This is a genomic window from Candidatus Chloroploca asiatica, from assembly GCF_002532075.1.
GTDB classification, from domain to species: Bacteria; Chloroflexota; Chloroflexia; order Chloroflexales; family Chloroflexaceae; genus Chloroploca; species Chloroploca asiatica.
Window position 1 is genome coordinate 23,042 of sequence record NZ_LYXE01000080.1, and the last position, 19,759, is coordinate 42,800.

17 protein-coding genes are annotated in these 19,759 nt (G+C 59.4%); 12 read left to right on the top strand and 5 right to left on the bottom strand.

The features are described 5' to 3' along the window. The first annotated feature begins 235 nt into the window (after window positions 1-235). The 4 genes from A9Q02_RS09415 to A9Q02_RS09430 all read left to right on the top strand — a co-directional run bounded on the left by A9Q02_RS09415 (window position 236) and on the right by A9Q02_RS09430 (window position 3,305). Window positions 236-937 (top strand): M50 family metallopeptidase, encoded by a 702-nt coding sequence (locus A9Q02_RS09415; RefSeq protein WP_097652301.1) that lies wholly within the window; start codon window positions 236-238, stop codon window positions 935-937. Window positions 938-1,229: 292 nt separating this feature from the next. Further along, window positions 1,230-2,429: a Fic family protein gene (locus tag A9Q02_RS09420; RefSeq protein WP_216361488.1), complete on the top strand. Its 1,200-nt coding sequence runs from the start codon at window positions 1,230-1,232 to the stop codon at window positions 2,427-2,429. Beyond that, window positions 2,422-2,628 carry a hypothetical protein gene (locus tag A9Q02_RS09425; protein WP_097652303.1) on the top strand — a complete coding sequence of 69 codons (207 nt, stop codon included), beginning with the start codon at window positions 2,422-2,424 and terminating at the stop codon, window positions 2,626-2,628. The genes A9Q02_RS09420 and A9Q02_RS09425 overlap by 8 nt, the downstream gene beginning before the upstream one ends. A 134-nt stretch (window positions 2,629-2,762) precedes the next feature. Further along, a complete protein-coding gene (locus tag A9Q02_RS09430; RefSeq protein WP_097652305.1) occupies window positions 2,763-3,305 on the top strand; it encodes an L-2-amino-thiazoline-4-carboxylic acid hydrolase in 543 nt (180 codons plus the stop codon). A gap of 84 nt (window positions 3,306-3,389) precedes the next feature. Here A9Q02_RS09430 and A9Q02_RS09435 read toward each other — a convergent pair whose 3' ends face one another. Continuing rightward, window positions 3,390-4,316: a phosphoribulokinase gene (locus A9Q02_RS09435; protein WP_245860478.1), complete on the bottom strand. Its 927-nt coding sequence runs from the start codon at window positions 4,314-4,316 to the stop codon at window positions 3,390-3,392. Window position 4,317: 1 nt separating this feature from the next. Next, the gene (gene fsa / locus A9Q02_RS09440) at window positions 4,318-4,965 is read right to left on the bottom strand and encodes a fructose-6-phosphate aldolase (RefSeq protein ID WP_097652307.1); all 648 of its coding nucleotides are present in this window, start codon (window positions 4,963-4,965) and stop codon (window positions 4,318-4,320) included. A gap of 129 nt (window positions 4,966-5,094) precedes the next feature. On the opposite strand from fsa, the gene purL reads away from it, so the two are divergent. The 8 genes from purL (at window position 5,095) to ppdK (ending at window position 13,950) form a co-directional block, all read left to right on the top strand. Beyond that, entirely contained in the window at window positions 5,095-8,040 is a 2,946-nt protein-coding gene (gene purL / locus A9Q02_RS09445) for a phosphoribosylformylglycinamidine synthase subunit PurL (protein ID WP_097652309.1), read from the top strand. A gap of 106 nt (window positions 8,041-8,146) precedes the next feature. Then, window positions 8,147-8,719 (top strand): DUF1444 family protein, encoded by a 573-nt coding sequence (locus A9Q02_RS09450; RefSeq protein WP_097652311.1) that lies wholly within the window; start codon window positions 8,147-8,149, stop codon window positions 8,717-8,719. Between the two features lie 66 nt (window positions 8,720-8,785). Beyond that, on the top strand, window positions 8,786-9,514 hold the full coding sequence (locus A9Q02_RS09455) for a hypothetical protein (protein ID WP_097652313.1): 729 nt from the start codon (window positions 8,786-8,788) through the stop codon (window positions 9,512-9,514). Further along, window positions 9,511-10,098 carry a leucyl/phenylalanyl-tRNA--protein transferase gene (gene aat / locus A9Q02_RS09460; protein ID WP_245860479.1) on the top strand — a complete coding sequence of 196 codons (588 nt, stop codon included), beginning with the start codon at window positions 9,511-9,513 and terminating at the stop codon, window positions 10,096-10,098. The genes A9Q02_RS09455 and aat overlap by 4 nt, the downstream gene beginning before the upstream one ends. A gap of 6 nt (window positions 10,099-10,104) precedes the next feature. Continuing rightward, window positions 10,105-10,317: a hypothetical protein gene (locus tag A9Q02_RS09465; RefSeq protein ID WP_097652317.1), complete on the top strand. Its 213-nt coding sequence runs from the start codon at window positions 10,105-10,107 to the stop codon at window positions 10,315-10,317. 5 nt (window positions 10,318-10,322) lie between these two features. After that, complete coding sequence (locus tag A9Q02_RS09470) at window positions 10,323-10,715, top strand: type II toxin-antitoxin system death-on-curing family toxin (protein ID WP_097652319.1); 393 nt, start codon at window positions 10,323-10,325, stop codon at window positions 10,713-10,715. Further along, window positions 10,712-11,125 (top strand): type II toxin-antitoxin system death-on-curing family toxin, encoded by a 414-nt coding sequence (locus A9Q02_RS09475; RefSeq protein ID WP_097652321.1) that lies wholly within the window; start codon window positions 10,712-10,714, stop codon window positions 11,123-11,125. The genes A9Q02_RS09470 and A9Q02_RS09475 overlap by 4 nt, the downstream gene beginning before the upstream one ends. A 194-nt stretch (window positions 11,126-11,319) precedes the next feature. Further along, window positions 11,320-13,950 carry a pyruvate, phosphate dikinase gene (gene ppdK / locus A9Q02_RS09480; protein ID WP_097652323.1) on the top strand — a complete coding sequence of 877 codons (2,631 nt, stop codon included), beginning with the start codon at window positions 11,320-11,322 and terminating at the stop codon, window positions 13,948-13,950. Window positions 13,951-14,255: 305 nt separating this feature from the next. Here the strand turns inward: ppdK and A9Q02_RS09485 are convergent, their stop codons facing one another. The 3 genes from A9Q02_RS09485 to A9Q02_RS09495 form a co-directional block, all read right to left on the bottom strand. Beyond that, the gene (locus A9Q02_RS09485; protein WP_097652324.1) at window positions 14,256-17,660 is read right to left on the bottom strand and encodes a hypothetical protein; all 3,405 of its coding nucleotides are present in this window, start codon (window positions 17,658-17,660) and stop codon (window positions 14,256-14,258) included. A 215-nt stretch (window positions 17,661-17,875) separates the two neighbouring features. Continuing rightward, window positions 17,876-18,748: a carbohydrate ABC transporter permease gene (locus A9Q02_RS09490; RefSeq protein WP_097652326.1), complete on the bottom strand. Its 873-nt coding sequence runs from the start codon at window positions 18,746-18,748 to the stop codon at window positions 17,876-17,878. Further along, a complete protein-coding gene (locus tag A9Q02_RS09495; protein ID WP_097652328.1) occupies window positions 18,745-19,674 on the bottom strand; it encodes a carbohydrate ABC transporter permease in 930 nt (309 codons plus the stop codon). Before A9Q02_RS09495 ends, A9Q02_RS09490 begins: the two co-directional genes overlap by 4 nt. Window positions 19,675-19,759: the final 85 nt, after the last annotated feature.

Consider the following 19,759-nt stretch of genomic DNA (forward strand, 5'->3'; position numbering starts at 1 on the left):
AGAAAGCAGGAAAGAGGCTGCGCGCACCAGGCGCAGCTTTGTCCAGTAGCTTCAAGTTTGATAGCTCAAACCCTTCAGAAATGAATCCGCTCGATCAGACCACACAAGGTCTGGCAGACCTTGTGTGAGAGACCGCCCCCCCATGGGTAGGCGCGCCGTAACGAAAGACCAAGGAGGGTTCTCAACGCGGTGAGGTCTAGTCGTCAGATCGTTTGACGCAAAGGTGCAAAGGTTTATGGTGCTTGACGCGATCATGACAACCTGGAGCCAGCCCGAGGTACTGGCCCTCGCCGGGCTCAGCCTGTTGTTGGCGGTGTTCTGGCGCGTGCCGATCTTTGGCTGGCTCTTGTATCCGTTGCGCCTCCTCGATACCTTTGTCCACGAGATGAGCCACGGGATGGCGGCGATCATGACGGGTGGGCGCTTCGAGCGTTTTGTCGTCTACCCAAATCGCGAGGGGTTGGCGCATATTCGTGGCGGCAACCGTTTTGTGGTGGTGAGTGCCGGCTATCTTGGCCCTGCGTTGCTCGGTGGGGCGTTGATCTTGCTTTCAGCGACAGAGCTTGCTGAACAGACGATCTTGATCGGCCTTGGGCTCGGATTGGCGCTGCTCTGTCTGCGTTTTGTGCGCAACCTCTTTGGTTTTGTCGCCGGCTTGCTCCTTGCAGCAAGCCTCGTTGCCGCAGGATGGTACCTGCCGCCCCAACCAGCCTCGTGGCTCTTTCTCTTGCTGATGATGCACCTACCCCTGACCTCGGCCAATAGCCTTGTTGACCTGATGCGGTTATCGGTGCGACGTTCGCAACGCGAGCAACGTACCGACGCCGAGGTGCTTGCCGCGATGACGCATATCCCTGCGCTTGTCTGGGCCTTGTTCTGGTTTGTGCTTGCACTCGCCATTGTCGTCGTCACCGTGACCGTTGCATGGTCAGTTTGAACGCGGACAGAAAATCTGTTCGTTGCCACAAAAGAACGCAAAGGAACACAAAAAAGAGGGCCTCCCGCTGACTGACACCACCTTGCTCCGCCTGCGCGCCCACGACGACAAAGCCGCCGCTCTCGCTGCGGCCATTGATGCGCTGCGCAGATGAGCAGACCATAGTGTGATGCGCTGAGATATACGACCCTGACGAACATCTTGTTTTACGAAATCGTCATGTAGTAAAATAAGATAGCTCAGAGAACAATTCTCTTATTGTCGACGAATATATACGCTGCGGATACAATAAATGATGCGTACAGGAGAGTATCTTCCCCAGATTGGCGGCTATCGGGCTTTCATCCCACGTCCGCTACCGCCTGAGCCACCGATACAGCTGGACAGTGAGCTGACCAGACTGCTTTCAGAGGCCGACCGAGCGCTCGGGCGGCTTGATGGCGTCGCTTCAATCCTGCCCAACCCAAACCTGTTTGTGGCGATGTATGTGCGCCAGGAGGCGGTGCTTAGCTCGCAGATCGAGGGCACCCAGAGTACGCTTGAGGATGTGTTACAGTTTGAGCTTGACGCGAAGGGCCATGAGACACCGAGCGATGTCGCCGAGGTGGTCAATTACGTCCAGGCGATGAACTACGGCCTGGAACGCCTCACGACGCTGCCCCTTAGCCTACGGCTCATTCGCGAGCTTCACGCCATCCTGCTCACAGGCGTGCGCGGCGGTGAGCGTACCCCGGGTGAGTTTCGCCGCAATCAGAACTGGATTGGGCCAGCAGGCTGCAGCATTCACGAGGCAACCTTTATCCCGCCGCCAGCCGAGCAACTGCCAACTGTCCTTGCTGACTTCGAGCGTTTCTTGCACGATACAACGCAACCACTGCTCATCCACTGTGGTCTGGTGCATGCTCAATTCGAGACCATCCACCCCTTCATCGACGGCAACGGACGAGTCGGACGTCTCCTCATCACGCTGCTGCTCTGTGAACGTCAGGTGCTCCAACTGCCACTGCTCTATCTCAGCTACTACCTCAAAGCGCACCGGGCCGAGTATTATGACCGGCTCATGGCTGTTCGCAACGACGGGAACTGGGAGGGCTGGCTCCGCTTCTTCTTACGCGGCATCACCGAAGTCAGCCAGGCTGCGACGACAACGGCACGCGCCATCTTGATCATGCGCGAGGAGCACCGCCAGTTGATTGCCGCACGTATGGAGGGGAGCACTGCGGGCTTACGCCTGCTTGACCAACTCTTCGAGCAGCCCCTGCTGACGGTGCGGCTTGTCGAAGAGCGCCTGGGCTGCAGCTATGCTACGGCGGCCAAACTGGTTGAGGCCTTTGTCCAGTTCGGCCTGCTGCGCGAGACTACCGGCTGGCAACGCAACCGTCGCTTTCGCTACGACCCCTACCTGTCCCTCTTCGAGCCCTCGCTCTACCGCCCGGGAACAGTCTTGCCACCGCCTGCCCACACACAAAACGCCGAGGGCGATTATGACTGACACCACCTTGCTCGGCCTGCTCACCCACGACGACAAAGCCGCCGCTCTCGCTGCGGCCATTGATGCGCTGCGCAGCGGCGCTGAGCACCCCGATGTCTACCGCGCCGATCCAGCATCGTTTGCGCAGGTACCGGGGAGTCCGATGGCGTACTGGGTGGTGAGGAGCAAGCTTGAGTGGTCGACTCCAGGCCAGCGATGAGCACCTACGGTCACAATTATGAGCGCGGGCAAACGATGTATGAGCGCGCGTATATAATATGGGCAGATATATCGTGTATTTCGTGTTTCTGGATCGAGAGTGCGTGTTTTTCACGTGATTGAGGAGTACCACCCATGCACGAGCAGGAAGCGGCAAAGAACCTGGCCCAGGGCGAGCTTGCCGATACGGGCAATGCGATTGGGGTGCTGCGTCGTCGTGAGATCGAGGCGCGGATCGTTGGGCCATTATTAGACGCGCTGGGGGCTGAGTTCGGTCGTGAGGCGGTGCTCGAGGTCGCCCGCACGACGATTGTGCGGATCGCCCGCGAGCAGGGGGCGCAACTGGCAACACAAGTGGGCCACAATGACCTTGGTGCCTTTGAGCAGACGCTGGACGCCTGGACGCAAGACGATGCGCTGCGCATTGAGGTCGTCGAGCGCGATGCGCAACGCTTTGGCTTCAATGTGACGCGCTGTCGCTATGCGGAACTCTACCACGCGCTCGGTATCCCTGAACTTGGGGCGGTGCTCTCGTGCAATCGCGATTATGCTCTGATCGAGGGCTTTAATCCTGGGGTTGAGTTGACCCGTACCCAGACGATTATGCAGGGGGCGAGCCATTGCGATTTTCGTTATCGGCTCGTTGAGGCTGCCGCAGGTGAACCAGAAAAACCGTAGACGCACTAGCGCAAAACGAACGCGGTGAGACCGCACAAGTCTGCTCTAGACCTGTGCGGTCTCACCGGTGCGCACCCCTGCTCGTTACGTAGCGTCTGACGAGCGTTGGAGCAACCGGCGCACGATCAACATCTGGGTCAGCGCGAGGCTACGGCTATGCTGAGCGGTATCGTCGGTTCGGATCTGCCCAAGATTGACACACTCGGCCAGTTGAAAATCGGGAATACCGACGCCGAGAATCATCGCGGCTGCCGTCGCTGCTGACTGGCTGATCGTGGCATCAATGGTCACCAGATCGGCGGGCTTGCCATCGTCATCGCGGTCGAGTTGCGTAATGTGCAGGCCGGGCACATTAGCCTGCTGAAGCCGCGCCAGCAACGGATCGAGTGGGGTCGCACGATCGGCACGGCGCAAGATCAATTCGGCATCAAGATCGGGGTTCGAGCCACTGGGGCGATCGTGAAAGCGCACCACCACATCGGCCAGCACGCGCTGCACCCGAATAAAGCGCGCCGCGTCACCTTCGCGCCGCTCACGCTGTTCCATCACTTCGGCAGCCGTATACCCCCGCTCACGCACGTCTCGCGCCAGCCGCCACGCTCGTCGCAGCGCCTGGTCTGGCTCAAGGTAGACCGTCAGATCAAAGAGAGGCAGCAGATCAGGCAACGCCAGCGTCAACATCCCATATGCCAGCACCAAACCTGTCGCCGCAACCTCTTCGGGGCCACGAAGGGTGCCGGTGCGATGCTCATAGAAGGGCTTGCGAACCGTGCCGCCGGCGCGCAGGGTCGCAAGGTGCTGCATCATCAATTCGAGATCGTTGGCAGCTGGATCAGCTTCGGTAAGCCCACGGGCGCGACGATCGGTACGCGAATACCGATAATAGTCATCAAGACAGATCGGCGTCACGCCCTGATTGCCAAGCAGACGCACCACCCCACGCACGAGGGTCGTCTTGCCGGAAGCCCCATCACCGACAAGCCCTAACATCAATGGCTGCATCGTTTGCATCTTAGGTTCGTGATTTCCAATCGGCAAGAAATTGCTCAATCCCGCGATCAGTCAGTGGATGGCGCATGGCCTGTTGTAGTACCTTGAAAGGGCATGTCGCAATATCGGCCCCGGCAAGCGCCGAATCAATAATATGACGTGGGTGGCGAATCGACGCCGAGAGGATGAGCGTCGTAATGGCGGGATCCTGGCGATAGATCGTCGCAATTTCGCGGATCAGTTGCATCCCATCAACACCCGTATCATCAACCCGCCCAACAAACGGACTAATAATGAAGGCCCCTGCCCGCGCCGCCATCAGCGCCTGGGCTGCGTTGAAACAGAGGGTTACGTTGGTACGGATGTCACGTTTCGCCAGTTCATACACCGCCTTGAGACCCTCGGTGGTACTGGGTACCTTGATGATGACATTCGGATGCCAGGCTGCATATTCCAGGCCCTCTTTGAGCATACCCGGGGCATCGAGCGAGATGGTTTCGGCACTGATGGGCCCATTCACCAGTTCGGCGATCTCGCTAATCGTCTGCTTGAAATCCGCCCCCTTCTCGCGTGCAATCAGGGTTGGATTGGTCGTGACCCCACTCAAGATACCCCAACTCGCTGCTTCGCGAATCTCATCGAGGTTCGCGGTATCCAGATAGAGCTGCATGACGTCTCCTTTTGCGTTGCTTCGGCAACATTTTGGCTATTATAGCATGCTCCTCATTGCTTGACGGGCTTGCAACTGATCGGCTACAATCGCCTCCATCCTTGACGATCCCCGCCGGAGGCAAAACCTATGGCTCAGTTCCTGGTCACAGTTGTTCCACGCGAGCCGACCGCGTATCACGAGCAGTTGCATCTGCTCTATTTGCTTGCTGGTGAAGCGTTGGACGCTGCATCAGTTGCCCGCCTGACCGAAGAGTTGTTGCACGATCCCGTGGTGCAGACAGCGACCTGGTGTGCGCTCGATCGAGTGGCGCTGGCGACCGAGCCAGTACTGGCTGCGGCTCATATCATTGAGGTCGCCTATCGTCCGGGGGTGACCGATAACGAAGGGGAAAGTGTGCGTATTGGTGCCCACCGCCTCGGTATCGAAGAGGTAGAACGAGCGCGCGCCCTGCGACGCTATCTCTTGCCGCCCGGCGGCGATCCCGCGCAACGAGCCAGCGAGCTCGCCATCGACCTGGTGCAGACAACCTTGATCTATCAGCCCGGCGGCGCGTTTGATGAGCGCCTGGGCTTCTATGAAACCCTGCTGGCGGCCCCAACCGAGCACGCCCTCCATGTGATGGCGGTGCCCTTGCTTGCCGCCGATGATGAAACGTTGCTGCGCATTAGCCGCGAGGGCGTGCTTGCGCTCGATCTTGCCGAAATGCGCGCCATCCGCGACTATTTTGCGCACCTCGGGCGCGACCCGAGTGATGGTGAGCTCGAGACGCTGGCTCAGACGTGGAGTGAGCATTGCAGCCACAAGACGTTCAAGGCTGAAGTTAGGTACCAACAGGATCTTCGTGGCGAGATCGCAGCGCCGCCCCCCGGGGCTTCAACGCTCTATCCGATGTGGCACGAGCTTGCCGGTGCGCCGGTGACGATCACGAGTCTGATCCGCCACTATTTGATGACGGCAACCGACACGGTGCTCGCCGACCGCGCGGCGCACACCAACGCGCCGTGGGTCTTGAGTGCGTTTGTTGATAACGCGGGTATTCTCGCCTTTACCGATGAGCACGAGGTTTCGTTCAAGGTCGAGACGCACAATCATCCGAGTGCGCTGGAACCCTTCGGCGGGGCAAATACGGGGGTCGGTGGGGTGATCCGTGATGTGCTCGGTGTTTCCGCTGAGCCAATCGCGAATACTGATGTGCTCTGCTTTGGGATGCCCGATACGCCCCCCGAGCGCTTGCAGCCAGGGGTGTTGCATCCCCAGCGTGTCGCCACCGGGGTTGTTGCTGGCGTGCGCGACTACGGCAATAAGCTCGGCATTCCGACGGTGAATGGGGCGGTGCTCTTTGATCCGGGCTACACGGCCAACCCGCTCGTTTATGCCGGCACCGTGGGGTTGGCCCCACGGGGCTACCATCCCCGCCAGGTTGCCCCAGGGGATGCCGTGGTTGTGCTTGGCGGGCGCACGGGGCGCGATGGCATTCACGGGGCGACGTTTAGCAGTATCGAGTTGACCCACGACACAGCAACTACCGTCGGGAGTGCAGTGCAGATCGGCGACCCAATTACCGAAAAGAATATGCTTGATGTGTTGCTGCAGGCCCGTGACCGTCGCCTCTACAGCGCCATTACCGACTGTGGCGCGGGCGGGCTCTCTTCAGCGGTTGGCGAAATGGGCGCCGAGTGCGGCGCAACGGTGGAACTATCACGAGTACCGCTGAAGTACGCCGGTTTGCAACCCTGGGAAGTCTGGCTCTCAGAGGCGCAGGAGCGCATGGTGCTTGCCGTCCCCCATGCGAACCTCGATGAATTCCTGGCGCTCTGCGCAGCCGAGGATGTCGAGGCAACGGTGATCGGGCAATTCACCAACGACAAACATCTGCGGGTCACGCACAGTGGGCTCAATGTGGTTGATCTCACGATGGACTTTCTGCACGATGGAAGGCCCCAACGCATCCTTGAGGCCCGCTGGTCGGGGGAAGGAAAAACCGCCCCTCTACCGGCAACCGCCCCGTCCGACCAAAGTGCGGGCGATCTCCTGATGGCCTTGCTCGCACACCCCAATATTGCCTCAAAAGAGGCCATCGTGCGCACCTACGATCACGAAGTGCGTGGCGCAACGGTGATCAAGCCACTGGTCGGGGCACAGATGGATGGCCCCGGCAATGCGGCAGTGTTGCAACCCGTGCCAACGACAACCCGTGGCCTCGCCCTTGGATGTGGCATCAATCCACGTTACGGGTACATTGATCCCTACTGGATGGCGCTCGCCGTGGTTGACGAGGCCCTGCGCAACGTCGTTGCCGTCGGCGGCGACCCCGCACAGACAGCGATCCTCGACAATTTCTGCTGGGGCGATCCACGCCAACCTGATCGTATGGCCGGGTTGGTGCGCGCCACCGCAGGTTGTTATGATGCCGCCGTCGCCTTTGGCACGCCCTTTATCTCGGGCAAAGACTCGCTCAACAACGAGTACCGTGACGCTGAGGGCAACCGGGTCGCCATTCCACCGACGCTGCTCGTCTCGGCGCTGGCCTTTGTACCCGATGTACGCCACTGCGTCACGATGGATCTCAAGCACCCAGGCAATGCGCTCTATCTTGTCGGCACGACACAGGCTGAACTCGGGGGCAGTCACCTCGGCCTCGTGGATGCCCATGCGTATCCCGGTAGCACCCAAGTGCCCCGGGTCGACCTAGAGACAGCGCGCACAACCTTCAAGGCCATGCATGCGGCGATCAAAGGCGGACTGGTCGCCGCCTGCCACGACCTGAGTGAGGGCGGGCTTGGCGTGGCCGCTGCCGAGATGGTCATTGCGGGCCAGCTTGGGCTCGACCTGACGCTTGATCCGATCTTGCTGCCCGAAGGCGTCGTCGTCACCTTGTACAGCGAAAGTCCGAGTCGTTTTCTGATCGAAGTGCCGGTAGAAGAGCGTGAAGCTTTTGAAGACACCTTGCGCGGGGTGCCGCTGGTGCGTCTTGGGCGGGTGACCGTTGAACCACACCTGCGGATCGAAGCCGAGGGGGCGAGCGTGCTTGACCTGCCGGTTGAAGCATTACGCACAGCGTGGAAGAGGTAAGGGGGAGGGAGAAGCATTGCTTTGCGGGTAACACGGCCAGCTTGACGAGCCGTTGTGCCCGCAAAGCAACCGGTTTGAAGAGTGGCAGCCTCGATGTGGTGAAAGTATGCGTGAATATCCTATCTTTGATGAACTACGGCAGCGGGTCTACCCGATGCTCAAACCGATCCAGTTGCTCGTGGCGGTTCGCGAGCGCAAGCTCCCGATGATTGTCTACCGCCCCTTTTTGGCGGATCTGATCATTACCTACGTGATTGACGAACAGGCGAGCATTGCCTATCTCAATGAAGATCATCTGGAACGCTGGGAACTAGCGGAACATGACCTCCACACGACGGCGATCGACAATCTGCGCGAGCGCACCGAAGAAAAGACCAGTTACACGATAGCTGGTGAGGGGGCTTCGCGACTTCTGATCTATAATACGCTTGATGGGTTTGATGCAACCCGTCTGCTCTTGCCGAAGCTGCTCGAACGCCATCGCATCGATTTTCCTGGGCAGATAGTGATCGGGATTCCCAATCGCGACTTTCTGATTGCGTTTAGCGATGCTGACCGCGAGATTCTGACCAACATCGCCCATCAGATCCAACTTGATGCTGCCCAACGCGACCACGGGCTGACCGATCAGCTCTTTACCCTGCGTGGAGGCCAGATACGTGAGTATGAGTGGGAGTAGCAGCGTCGACGCACGCCTCTGTGCTTTTACCAGGGTGGGACTCAACCTGACCTGTCGCAACGGCTTATGAGCGAATTTCTAACGATTCTCCTGTTGCTGATCTGGTATGCAGCCATCGGCTCTTTCAGTTGGACGCAACGCACGCCCATCTACCTCTTTACGCTGCTCGCCGGTCATGTGAGCGCCCTGGCTATCCCCCTCTGGAGCGCTGTGTATGGTCTTGAGTATCGCCTTGATGTGGTGACGGTTCAAATCCTGGCCGCTGAACCTGTTCCTTTAGGTATTATGTTAAGTAGCGCCTGGTTAATCCCCCTACCGGCTCTAGCGGTCTTTACGCTCTACCGATTCCGCTGGTGGTTCCCGGGCCAGTTCACCGGTCTCCTCACCTATCTGGTCTTTCTGCTCTACCACCTGCTCATCGAAGTGGTTGGTATGCGCCTCGGGTTCTGGAGCTACGCAAGCAACGGCGAACTGCCACTCGGGTTCAGTACGTCGGTTCTCGCGGCAATGATGGCGAGCATGATCAGCTACGGTCTGCTCTACCTGTTGCTGGTCGTGCAGCGTTTTGCGTGGTCAAGCATGCTCATCGCGTTACTTCCAGCGATCCTGGGCTTGAGTCTGCTGATCTACGGTGTGTTGGGGGCGCCACTCTGGCTGGCGCTGGTGCTGAACGGGGCCGACTGGACGATCACGGCCGGCCTGGCGAGCACGTTGCTCTTGCTCATCTGGGGGGGACAGATTATCACCAGAGGGCTCAAGCAGACTGAAGAGAGGCGTGGCGAGGGTCGGCGGTGACACGCTTAACGCCTGACATGCTGATCGCGGCGTATAGCCAGGGCATCTTTCCGATGGCGGATGAAGACGGTGCCATTGGCTGGTACGAACCCAGAACCCGAGCCATTATCCCCCTGGACGGGTTTGTCGTACCGCGACGACTGGCGCGAACCATACGCAGCGGGCGCTTTGAGGTGCGGTACGACACGGCCTTTCGCGACGTGATGCGGGCCTGTGCCGAACCAGCCCCGGGCCGCGAGCAGACCTGGATTAGCGACGAGATGATCGAGGCCTACACCGTGTTGCAGCAACTCGGCTTTGCGCACAGCGTCGAATGCTGGCGTAACAACCAACTTGTCGGGGGGCTGTACGGGGTCGCCGTTGGCGGCCTCTTTGCGGGCGAGAGCATGTTTCACTACGAGCGTGATGCGAGCAAAGTGGCGCTGGTGCATTTGGTCGAACGGCTGCATGCCGGGGGCTTTGTTTTGCTCGATTCGCAGTACATTGTGGGCGACCATATGCTACAATTCGGTACCATCGAGATCTCACGTCATGAATACCATCGCCGTCTGCGCGCAGCCTTGCGTGTCGCGGCCCGCTTTTAAGGTACTATGGACGATCTGCTGCTTGAAGAATACGAACTGTGCGCAGCCTTGCGCACCTGGCTGGAACAGGCTCCGCCAACCGCGTTTGCGGTCTCGCTTGAACGGCTCAGCGATGGGCGCGTGTTGCTGCGCCCATTACCTGAAGCAAGCCCGGAATTGCTCGCCCGCCTGCGCATCACGATGGCAAAATATCGTGAAGCGCTGATGAACCTGACCTGACACCTATGCACTATCTGGACGCAACCGACCTCCTCATTATCCATCAAGCGCTGATCGAGCAGTTTGGCGGGATGCCCGGCATTACCGAGGCGGGCTTTGCCCGTCTGCAAGCTGCCGCCGCGACGCCGCAACAAAGCATGTTTGAGATCGATTTATATCCTGATCTGGCGAGCAAGATCGGGGCGTTGGCCTATGCGCTTATTCGCGGGCATCCCTTTTCGGATGGGAATAAACGAGTTGCTGTTGTGGCGCTTGACCTGATGGCAACGCTAAATGGGGCGCGTCTCACCGCGAGTAACGACGAGATGTATACCCTGGCGATTGAGGCAGCTGAACATCGCGCACGTGCCGAGGTCATTGCCTGGGTACGTGAACATCTGATGGTGACAAACGCATGACCAACCATATTACACTGGGTGATCTGGTAGATATTCGTGACCGTATTGCCGTCGATGATCCATGGCGTTTCGAGATCGTCAACCCCTCGGGGTTACTCTCGGCGCTGACGACACCCTTTCAATCCGCCTTTGGGCAAGAATCGTTTCCCAGTCTCGCTGACAAGGCTGCCGCCCTCGTCTTTCTACTGATTGCGAATCACCCCTTTCGTGACGGCAACAAACGCATCGCTGGCGAGGCGATGCGGCTCTTTCTCAGTCGCAATGGCCTGGCCTTGCAAGCAACCAGCGAGGATCTTGATGCCCTGACGAGGCTTGCCACGACGACCCACGACCCCCGTGATCACGTGCTCACCACCTGGATCATGCAACACACCATGACAGCCCCCCCAGGTGCGCCTGCTGTCCTGTGACGTGAGACGTACGTTGCCGGGAGGTGTGGGCGGCTTCGCTGGCGACACCTCCCGGCAACGATCTACACCCGTCGCCAGATGGGGAATATGTCACAAATCCCGGTTTCGTGCCATAAATCTTTTGACATTTGGCGATCAGGGCGTTATAGTTTGAGATGGTTTTCAAGACTACGCCATCAGGAGCAGGAGGCTCTATGAGCAAGAAATGGGTCTACCTCTTTCGTGAGGGTGACGCGACGATGCGGGATCTTCTTGGCGGCAAAGGTGCAGGTGTAGCCGAAATGACCCGCACCGGTGTGCCAGTGCCACCAGGGTTTACCATCACGACTGAGGCTTGTAACACGTATTACGATGTTGGACAGCAATTTCCTGAGGGTCTGTGGGATCAGGTCATTGCCGCAATGAAAGACCTTGAGGTACAGACAGGCAAGACATTTGGCGATCCCGCCAACCCCCTTCTCGTGGCTGTCCGTTCCGGGGCCAAGTTTTCCATGCCGGGCATGATGGACACCGTGCTCAACCTGGGGCTCAACCAAGCGACGCGTGAAGGGTTAGCGCAACTGACCGATAACCCACGCTTTGCCGCCGATGCCTACCGCCGTTTTGTGCAACTCTTTGGCAAGATTGTGCTCGGGGTCGATGGCGAGCGTTTTGAGCATGTGTTGGACGAGGCGAAAGGCCATGGTCAGCGCCAGGACACCGATCTTTCGGCGGAAGAGTTGACCAAGATCGCCGAGACGTTCAAGGGCATTATCCGCGAAGAAGCAGGCGTCGAATTCCCCGAGGATCCGTACGAACAGTTGCGCGAAGCGATTGCCGCGGTCTTCCGCTCGTGGAATGGCCGACGCGCCCGCGATTATCGGCGCATCAATAAGATCGCGGATAGCCTCGGCACCGGCGTCAATGTGCAGTCGATGGTCTTTGGGAACATGGGCAACGACTCGGCCACTGGCGTTGCGTTTACGCGGAACCCCAGTACGGGCGACTCGGCGATTTTCGGTGAATACCTGGTCAATGCCCAGGGCGAGGATGTGGTCGCCGGTGTGCGGACCCCACAGCCGATTAGCCGGTTGCAAGAGACGATGCCTGAGGTCTATGCCGAGTTTGCGACGATTGCCAAGCAACTCGAGCAGCACTACCATGACGTGCAGGATGTCGAATTTACCATCGAGCGCGGCAAGCTCTGGATGTTGCAGACGCGCGCTGGCAAGCGCACCGGGGCCGCTGCGGTCAAGATCGCGGTCGATCTCGCCCACGAGGGCGTCATTGATAAGGCGACGGCGGTGCAACGGGTTGACCCGCACGCGCTCGATCAGTTGCTCCACCCGATGATTGATCCCGAGGCCCGCAAGACGGCGACGGTGCTGACCACTGGTCTGCCTGCCTCACCCGGCGCGGCGAGTGGCAAGGCGGTCTTTGATCCCGATGAGGCCGAATTGCTGGCAAATACAGGCGAGAAGGTGGTGCTGATCCGGGTCGAGACGGCCCCCGAAGATTTCCACGGCATGGTGGCCGCGCAGGCGATTCTGACCGCCCGCGGTGGCATGACGTCGCACGCTGCGGTGGTCGCCCGTGGGATGGGCAAGCCGTGTGTGGCTGGTGCCGGTGAACTGCGCGTCAGTTACGCCGATCAGTCGGTCTCGGTCGGGAGCGTGACGATCCGCAAGGGCGATTGGGTCACCCTCGATGGTGGCACCGGCGAGATCTTTGCCGGGGCGATGCCAACCGTCGAACCTGAATTGTCCGAAGACTTTGCCGAGTTGATGAGTTGGGCTGATGAGATCCGGACGATGGGCGTACGCGCCAATGCCGATGTGCCTAACGATGCCGAGGTTGCCCGCCAGTTTGGGGCCGAGGGTATCGGGCTCTGCCGCACCGAGCACATGTTTTTTGAGGGCGACCGCATTGATGCCGTGCGCGAGATGATCCTGGCTGATACGGTTGAAGAGCGCCGCGCCGCCTTGGCCAAGATCGAACCCTTGCAGCAGAGTGACTTTGAAGGGCTCTTCCGGGCGATGGACGGGTTGCCCGTCACTATTCGTACGCTTGACCCGCCGCTGCACGAGTTCTTGCCTCACGACGATCACGAGATCGAGGCCCTCGCTGCCAAATTTGGGGCCGATCCCAGGCGGGTGAAAATCAAGGTCGAGAGTCTCCGCGAGGCCAATCCGATGCTCGGGTTCCGCGGGTGCCGCCTTGGGATTATCTATCCTGAGATTACTGAGATGCAGGCACGGGCGATCTTCAAGGCCGCCGTCGCGGTGAAACGCGAAGGCGTTGATGTGCATCCCGAGGTGATGATCCCGTTGGTCGGCCATCTCAGCGAGCTCAAGCCGCAAGAAGAACTGGTACGCAAGGTCGCCGCCGAGGTCTTTGCCGAGGCGGGCATCGAGATCCCGTATCTGGTGGGCACGATGATCGAGTTGCCTCGGGCAGCTCTGACCGCCGATGAGATCGCCGGTGTCGCCGAGTTCTTTAGCTTCGGAACCAACGACCTCACGCAGACGGCCCTCGGGCTCTCACGTGACGACGCTGGACGCTTCTTGCCCCTCTACGTCGAGCGTAAGATTATGGCCGACGATCCCTTCCAGACGATTGATCAGCGTGGCGTTGGTCAACTTGTCCAGATGGGAACCGAGCGCGGACGGAGCACCCGGCCCAATCTGAAGGTCGGTATCTGTGGTGAACATGGAGGCGATCCGGCTTCGGTCGTCTTCTTCCACCAGGTTGGCCTCAACTATGTCAGTTGCTCACCCTACCGGGTGCCGATTGCCCGCCTCGCAGCGGCGCAAGCCGCGATTGGCGATGCCAAGCGCGATAAATAAGTGGCTCTCTGCTGACGCCTGTCTTGATGGGCGTCAGTAGCGACGGTTCATAGCGAGGGGCGCGACAAGCACAATGGTTGCGTGGAGCGTCACCTCGCTGACGTGGAAGGAGGTCTCGATGAAGCCTGAGTGGAGTGGAAGTTCGGAAGTTGGGCCTACGGTCTTGATGTATACCCTGGCCGGTGCCCTGACGTTTATGTTGTTCGTCTTTGTCTTTGCCTTCTACTGGTAGAGATGGTGACAAGCACCGAACGGCCCGCTCGTCCTTGCAGGACGAGCGGGCCGTTCGGTTTTGCTAGTTTGCCCTAAGGTTGGATGACGGTGACGGCCTCGATCTTCCCGGTGCGCTCGAAGATGCTGCGACTCGTCGCGAGATCCAGGGTGTCTCCAGGTATCGTCTGTGTGGTGCCGTCGGTGAGGTGCAGCGTGATCTGTGGCGTGTCGCCACGCTGGTAGACCACCGGCACCTGGCAGAAAGTGAAGGCGAGCGCATCCGCCGGGAGGCTCAGGGTGCAACGCTGGCCGGCGACATCAAGGTAGTTGAAGACGCTCGCTGCACGCCCCCACTCGGCGGGATCGAGGAGGCTCGGGCGAAAGGTGAGGCGACCACCCTCAACCACCAGGCCGAGTTCACCCATCCGCGTGAGCAGTTCCTCTTTGACCTGACCGGTCATGCCCGGCTGCTGCGCCCCACGGCCAAGCGGGGTATGCGAATAGGGATCGAACGGAAAAGCCCCGTAGGTGGCCGGATCTTTGCAGAAGCCGAGCCCCGCCCGTACGCTGTGGTACGCTTCGGCAAGCCCGTTGATGGTCGCAGCATCAGCACCCTCGGCGATGGCACGCGCATGCGTCTCTTGCACGGCCAGCAACAACTTGGCAACCATGTGCCAGTAGATGCTGCCGAGACCCTCGTAGGCAAAGAAACTGCCCGAGCGTCCGGTGAATTCGCTGTGACGAAAGACCTCTTCAAAGAGCGCGGCCAGTCTGGGGCCATCGGTGGCAACGGCGGGGGCAAAGCGTGCGTCGCGACTCAGTTCGTCAAAGAGCGCCTGTAGATCGCGGAGGTTGCGGAGATCGCCGCCAAAGTGGTAATCACCGTTGGCATCGCGCACAAGCAGTCGGCGGTCACCGGTGGCTTCGAGCGCGGCAACAAGCCCGAGATCCTGCACATGCGTGGCCGCGACATGGTTCTTCTGCAGAAAACCGGGTAGATCGCGATTCGGGTAGAGCATGTAGCTCTGCTGGTCTGGTCGATAGAGGGCACTGGTGCGCAGCGTTGCGAGCAGTGCCAGACTCGCTTCAGCACTCAGCAGGCCCGACGAAAGGATCGCGACCTGGCCTTCCAGCATTTCGCCGAGCCGACCGATCGACGCACGATCCCCCTCAAGCCGTAAGAGATTGTAGCTATGATAAAGGCCGTCATCGCGCCGATTGACCCGCAGGCTCTGTTCGACAAAGGCAAGCGCAAGCTCGAGACGCTCAACGACAGTGCTGCGTGAGAGCAGGCGGAAGGCGCCACTCAGCCCAGAGGCATAGAGGCCTTCGCGGTAATGTTCGCCCACAGTGCCAAGCGCATCCATCAAGATGCGGCGGCTCGTATCGTCAAAGCCAGCAGGCAGCAACAAACAGGCCGACTCTAACAGGCTAAAGACGCTATCGAAGAGCGAGCGCACCTCGGCGGTCACGGTGAGATCACCAGGGCCACTTGCAAACAGGGTGCGGCAAAAGATCAGGTAGCGCCGCAGGTAGGCGAGGGTGACCACCGAGAGGCCCTTGCCGACGAGGGCGTTGTTGGCATCGTTCCATTCAGGGCGCTGGGTATTCATCCAGATGCCGCCCTCAGGCACGAAATTGACGAGCTTGGCAAGCAGCAGCACCAGCAACTTTTCGGCCAAGCTCACGTGGAAGACATGTCCGTCGGGGCCGGGGAGCAATTTGCCATCGGCACCGCGGGCCGCCACACGTTGCTCGATCAGGCGCTCACGCTCCATGTCAAAAACAATCGTATCGGTTGGATCGGCAAGCAGCGCCGCATACGGCTTGATGCGATACGGCACATCAACATGGCTATAGCAGCGACGGTTGAGCAGCGTACTGAGCCGCCCCGGCTCGAAGCGCTCGGTAGCTTCGAGCAGTTTGAGCAGATAGATAATCTGGTGGTCGCTCCAATAGCCAATGTTCGCCCAGGGATTCTCAGGCTCGGGCACTTCCCATTCAACTCCCGACCGGGCGAGCCGATACGGATTGTAGCCATCAGCAGTCGTGGCATTGAGGAAGAGCGCAACCATGCTTTCGAGGAAGGACGGAAAGGCATAGCCGAGTGGTTCCCAGTTCTGGAAGAGGTCGCGCCAGTTGCCCTCATACGTGAGGCGGCGGCGTCCATCGTGGGTACGGATATTGATCTTGAAACGATTCCACGGGCGACTGGGATCGCCGTGACGACGGCTGAAGGTGAGGGGCAGATATTCGGTGCAAAGGCGTTCGAGATCGGGAAGACCACTGGCCGTCGCCTTCCTCCGCAGGTCACGGAGCTCAAGCTGACGGGGGAGATGCATAAAAAAGGCGCGGTGCTGGTCAAGCAGGTGCGGGCTCCGCTCGGCCATAAACGCACGCAGATCATCAGCATCCAGACGATAGCCATCGGCAAAGACCCCGCCGCGCATAATGTTAAAGAGGGTATTGGCGGCATGGTGGGCAATCGTCATGGCATCGGCACTCTGTTGGAGGCCATCGGCGGCAGCGACGAGCGCCTCGACCTCAGCGCGGCTACGGGCAATGTCGGCCTCGAGGTCAGCGACGAGACCCGTGGGATCATCGCGCAGCGCACGGGCAAGATCAGCGACCGCAGCGGCATCTTGGGCAACATCGGCAACGACACGCCACGTATGGGTCGTACCGGGGGCCAATTCAATTGTCGTGGCAAGGAGATACGCGCCGCGTTGGCCGCGCACATCGTGCTCGGGGACGAGGGGCTCATTACGGCGGAAGGCCCTGACCTGCGCCGAAGAGAGCAGCGTCACCGCGTTGGGCAACCCGTGTTGCCAGGTCACCGTCGCCCGGAGCGACTCGCTCGCCTCGGCGAGATCCGTGAGGGTCGAACTGAGCGCAAAGATCGCCAGGCCACTCGGGTCAAGCACGGTGCGCTTGTAGGCGTCGAGCAGATTGCTCAGCTGTGATTGGGTAAGCCTGGTCACCCCGTGAGGGAGGATATTTTGCAGGCCATCAAGCAGTCGTACCGTACATGGTGCCCCGGTCAGTTCGTGGAGGCGACACGTACGCACAAAACCAAAACGCGGGCTAGTCTGCCAGGTCATCGTAAACGCAAGCCCGAGCGCGTGATTGATCGCCTCAAAGACCAGGGTTGTGCTCAACGCATCCTTATAGAGATGCTGCACAACCTTATCATCGTACTGGTCACGGCGCACCAGCGGCTCCCATAGATAGGTATCACCCGCACGGGTAACGGCCAAAACGGTGAGTGGGCCAGTGTGGGCCTGACTATCATAGAGTCGATCAACCGTCTCATACGGAAAGAGCGCCGTATCAGGACTGACGCGGCCAGCGGTAAGCCCGCCGCTACTCGTCACAAACATCCAATGGTCAGCCGCACCGACCAGACTCATCAGAAAGGGAGGCATCTGATCGATGTTGCTGATCCGGTAACACGCAAGACCTTCGCGCTCAACAAAGTCACCCTGCACCTCAACCATATGCATAGCTCCTCACACCTCGCTGTGCGTGGCAACGGCAAAGCCACTGCCCGTCACTCACGCCGACAAGCCACCTCACTCCGCGGTGGGATGGGCAGCGACAAAGCCGCGGCCACCTCACACCTCGCTGTGCGTGGCAGCGACAAAGCCGCGGCCACCTCACACCTCGCTGTGCGTGGCAGCGGCAAAGCCGCTGCCACGCACAGCGAAAAACCTTACCCCTTGACGGCACCTGCGGTCAAGCCAGAAACAATATAGCGTTGCAGGACAAGGAAGAGCAGCAACATCGGCAAAGTCATAATCAGCACAGCCGCGGCGAGGGTAGGCCAATCGCTACCATAGACGCCCTGGAAGACAATCATGCCACGGGTGATCGGATAATAATCCTTGTTGGTCAAATAGATCGTCGGCAAGATCAGTTCATTCCAAATCCCGATGGCGTGCAGCACCGCGATCGTCGCAATCGCCGGCTGGATCAACGGAAAGACAATTGAGGTCACAAAACGGAAGTAACCGCAACCATCCATTGCCGCCGCCTCGTCCAATTCAATCGGCAGGGTCTTGATATAGTTGACCAGGATCACGATGCCAATCGGGTTGACCAGGAAGAGCATCACATAGCCGAACGGGTTGTTGTAGAGACCCAGGCTGAGCATCAGTTGGAACTGAGGAATCAGGGCGACGGGCAAAAAGAGCGCAATGACATAGAGCGTAAGGAGCCAACTCGCGCCCTTGACATAGCCACGGGAAATCGGGAAGGCGACAAAGACCGCCATCACCACATAGGCCACCGTCGCCGAGACCGTATAGAGCAGCGTATTGGTCATATAGCGCAGGAAGTTGGCCCGCTGCCAGGCATCAATAAAATTCTGAAAGTGCAAGCCAGAGGGCAGCGCCGTCGCACTCTTCATAAACTCGGGCATCGTCTTGAGTGACGTAATGACCAGCATCATCAACGGCCCGAGGTAGACGAGGGCAAAGAGGCCGAGAATAACATACGAGACAAAGCGGATCCAGTTGAAGCGTTTGACCGGAAATGATCGTTGCTCGGGAAGCGCCTTTGTTTCAGGGTTAGTTATGGTACTCATCCGAGAACCCTCTTTTCACGCTGCTGGAGGAAATACTGCACCGGCAAACCAATTGCCAACACGATAAAGAAGAGCACAATCGAGGCTGAAGCCGCGTAGCCCTGGCGAAAGGCACTCGTCACACTCCCTGAGGTCTGACCAAAGCCCTGGGCAAAGATCAGATAGCCGAGCACCTGGGTACCATTGCGATAGCCGATGAGCACCAGGAACAACTGCCAGGCCTGGAGCGAGCCGATGATATTGAGCAGCAGATTCGTATTGACACTGGGGGTCAAAAGCGGCCAGGTCACATGGCGGAAGGCTTGCCAGCCACTCGCCCCATCAATACGAGCACTCTCATAGAGATCGTTGGGGATCGTCTGCAGACCGGCGATGAAGATCATCATCGTCACGCCAAGATTGGCCCAGATCTGGACAAAGATCACCCAGGCGATTGCCACCGAGGGCTGCCCACCGAGGAACTCGGAGCGAATGCCGAAGGGGGCAAGCATTGTCGCGAGCGGGCCACCGAGCGGATAGAGAAAGAGCGACCAGATAAGACCCTGGATCACCGCGCCGAGGATCACCGGCATAAAGAAGATCGTCCGAAAGATATTGACGCCAATCAGGCGCTGGTTGACCAACAACGCCAGGAAGAGCCCGAGACTAAACTGGATGGTGGTCACAAAAAACGAAAAGACGAGCGTGCGCCAGAGAGCCCCATAGTTATCGATGGAAGCCTGGCCCATAAAGAGGAACTCACGATAATTCTCGAAACCGATCCAGTTGAGCTGTGACCCCTGGATGCCACTGGCATCGGTGAACGAATAGACCGCCGTTGCCAGCGAAGGGCCGAGCATAATCAGGACGTAAAAGAAGAAGCCGGGCAGTAACAGCAAATAGGGCGCCCACCTCGCCCGACCACGTCCAAAGTGATAGTTATGCAAGCTACACCTCCACGCTGAGTAGTGTGTGAAAGAAGTGTTCCGGATAGTGCCGACTGAAGTCGGCTTCCGGCTCAGCCGACTTCAG

Bases quoted from the DNA above. Each gene is read 5' to 3' on its own strand.
- A9Q02_RS09415 (WP_097652301.1), top strand. From the start codon at position 236: ATGGTGCTTGACGCGATCATGACAACCTGGAGCCAGCCCGAGGTACTG.
- A9Q02_RS09420 (WP_216361488.1), top strand. From the start codon at position 1,230: ATGATGCGTACAGGAGAGTATCTTCCCCAGATTGGCGGCTATCGGGCT.
- A9Q02_RS09425 (WP_097652303.1), top strand. From the start codon at position 2,422: ATGACTGACACCACCTTGCTCGGCCTGCTCACCCACGACGACAAAGCC.
- A9Q02_RS09430 (WP_097652305.1), top strand. From the start codon at position 2,763: ATGCACGAGCAGGAAGCGGCAAAGAACCTGGCCCAGGGCGAGCTTGCC.
- A9Q02_RS09435 (WP_245860478.1), bottom strand. From the start codon at position 4,316: ATGCAAACGATGCAGCCATTGATGTTAGGGCTTGTCGGTGATGGGGCT.
- fsa (WP_097652307.1), bottom strand. From the start codon at position 4,965: ATGCAGCTCTATCTGGATACCGCGAACCTCGATGAGATTCGCGAAGCA.
- purL (WP_097652309.1), top strand. From the start codon at position 5,095: ATGGCTCAGTTCCTGGTCACAGTTGTTCCACGCGAGCCGACCGCGTAT.
- A9Q02_RS09450 (WP_097652311.1), top strand. From the start codon at position 8,147: ATGCGTGAATATCCTATCTTTGATGAACTACGGCAGCGGGTCTACCCG.
- A9Q02_RS09455 (WP_097652313.1), top strand. From the start codon at position 8,786: ATGAGCGAATTTCTAACGATTCTCCTGTTGCTGATCTGGTATGCAGCC.
- A9Q02_RS09465 (WP_097652317.1), top strand. From the start codon at position 10,105: ATGGACGATCTGCTGCTTGAAGAATACGAACTGTGCGCAGCCTTGCGC.
- A9Q02_RS09470 (WP_097652319.1), top strand. From the start codon at position 10,323: ATGCACTATCTGGACGCAACCGACCTCCTCATTATCCATCAAGCGCTG.
- A9Q02_RS09475 (WP_097652321.1), top strand. From the start codon at position 10,712: ATGACCAACCATATTACACTGGGTGATCTGGTAGATATTCGTGACCGT.
- ppdK (WP_097652323.1), top strand. From the start codon at position 11,320: ATGAGCAAGAAATGGGTCTACCTCTTTCGTGAGGGTGACGCGACGATG.
- A9Q02_RS09485 (WP_097652324.1), bottom strand. From the start codon at position 17,660: ATGGTTGAGGTGCAGGGTGACTTTGTTGAGCGCGAAGGTCTTGCGTGT.
- A9Q02_RS09490 (WP_097652326.1), bottom strand. From the start codon at position 18,748: ATGAGTACCATAACTAACCCTGAAACAAAGGCGCTTCCCGAGCAACGA.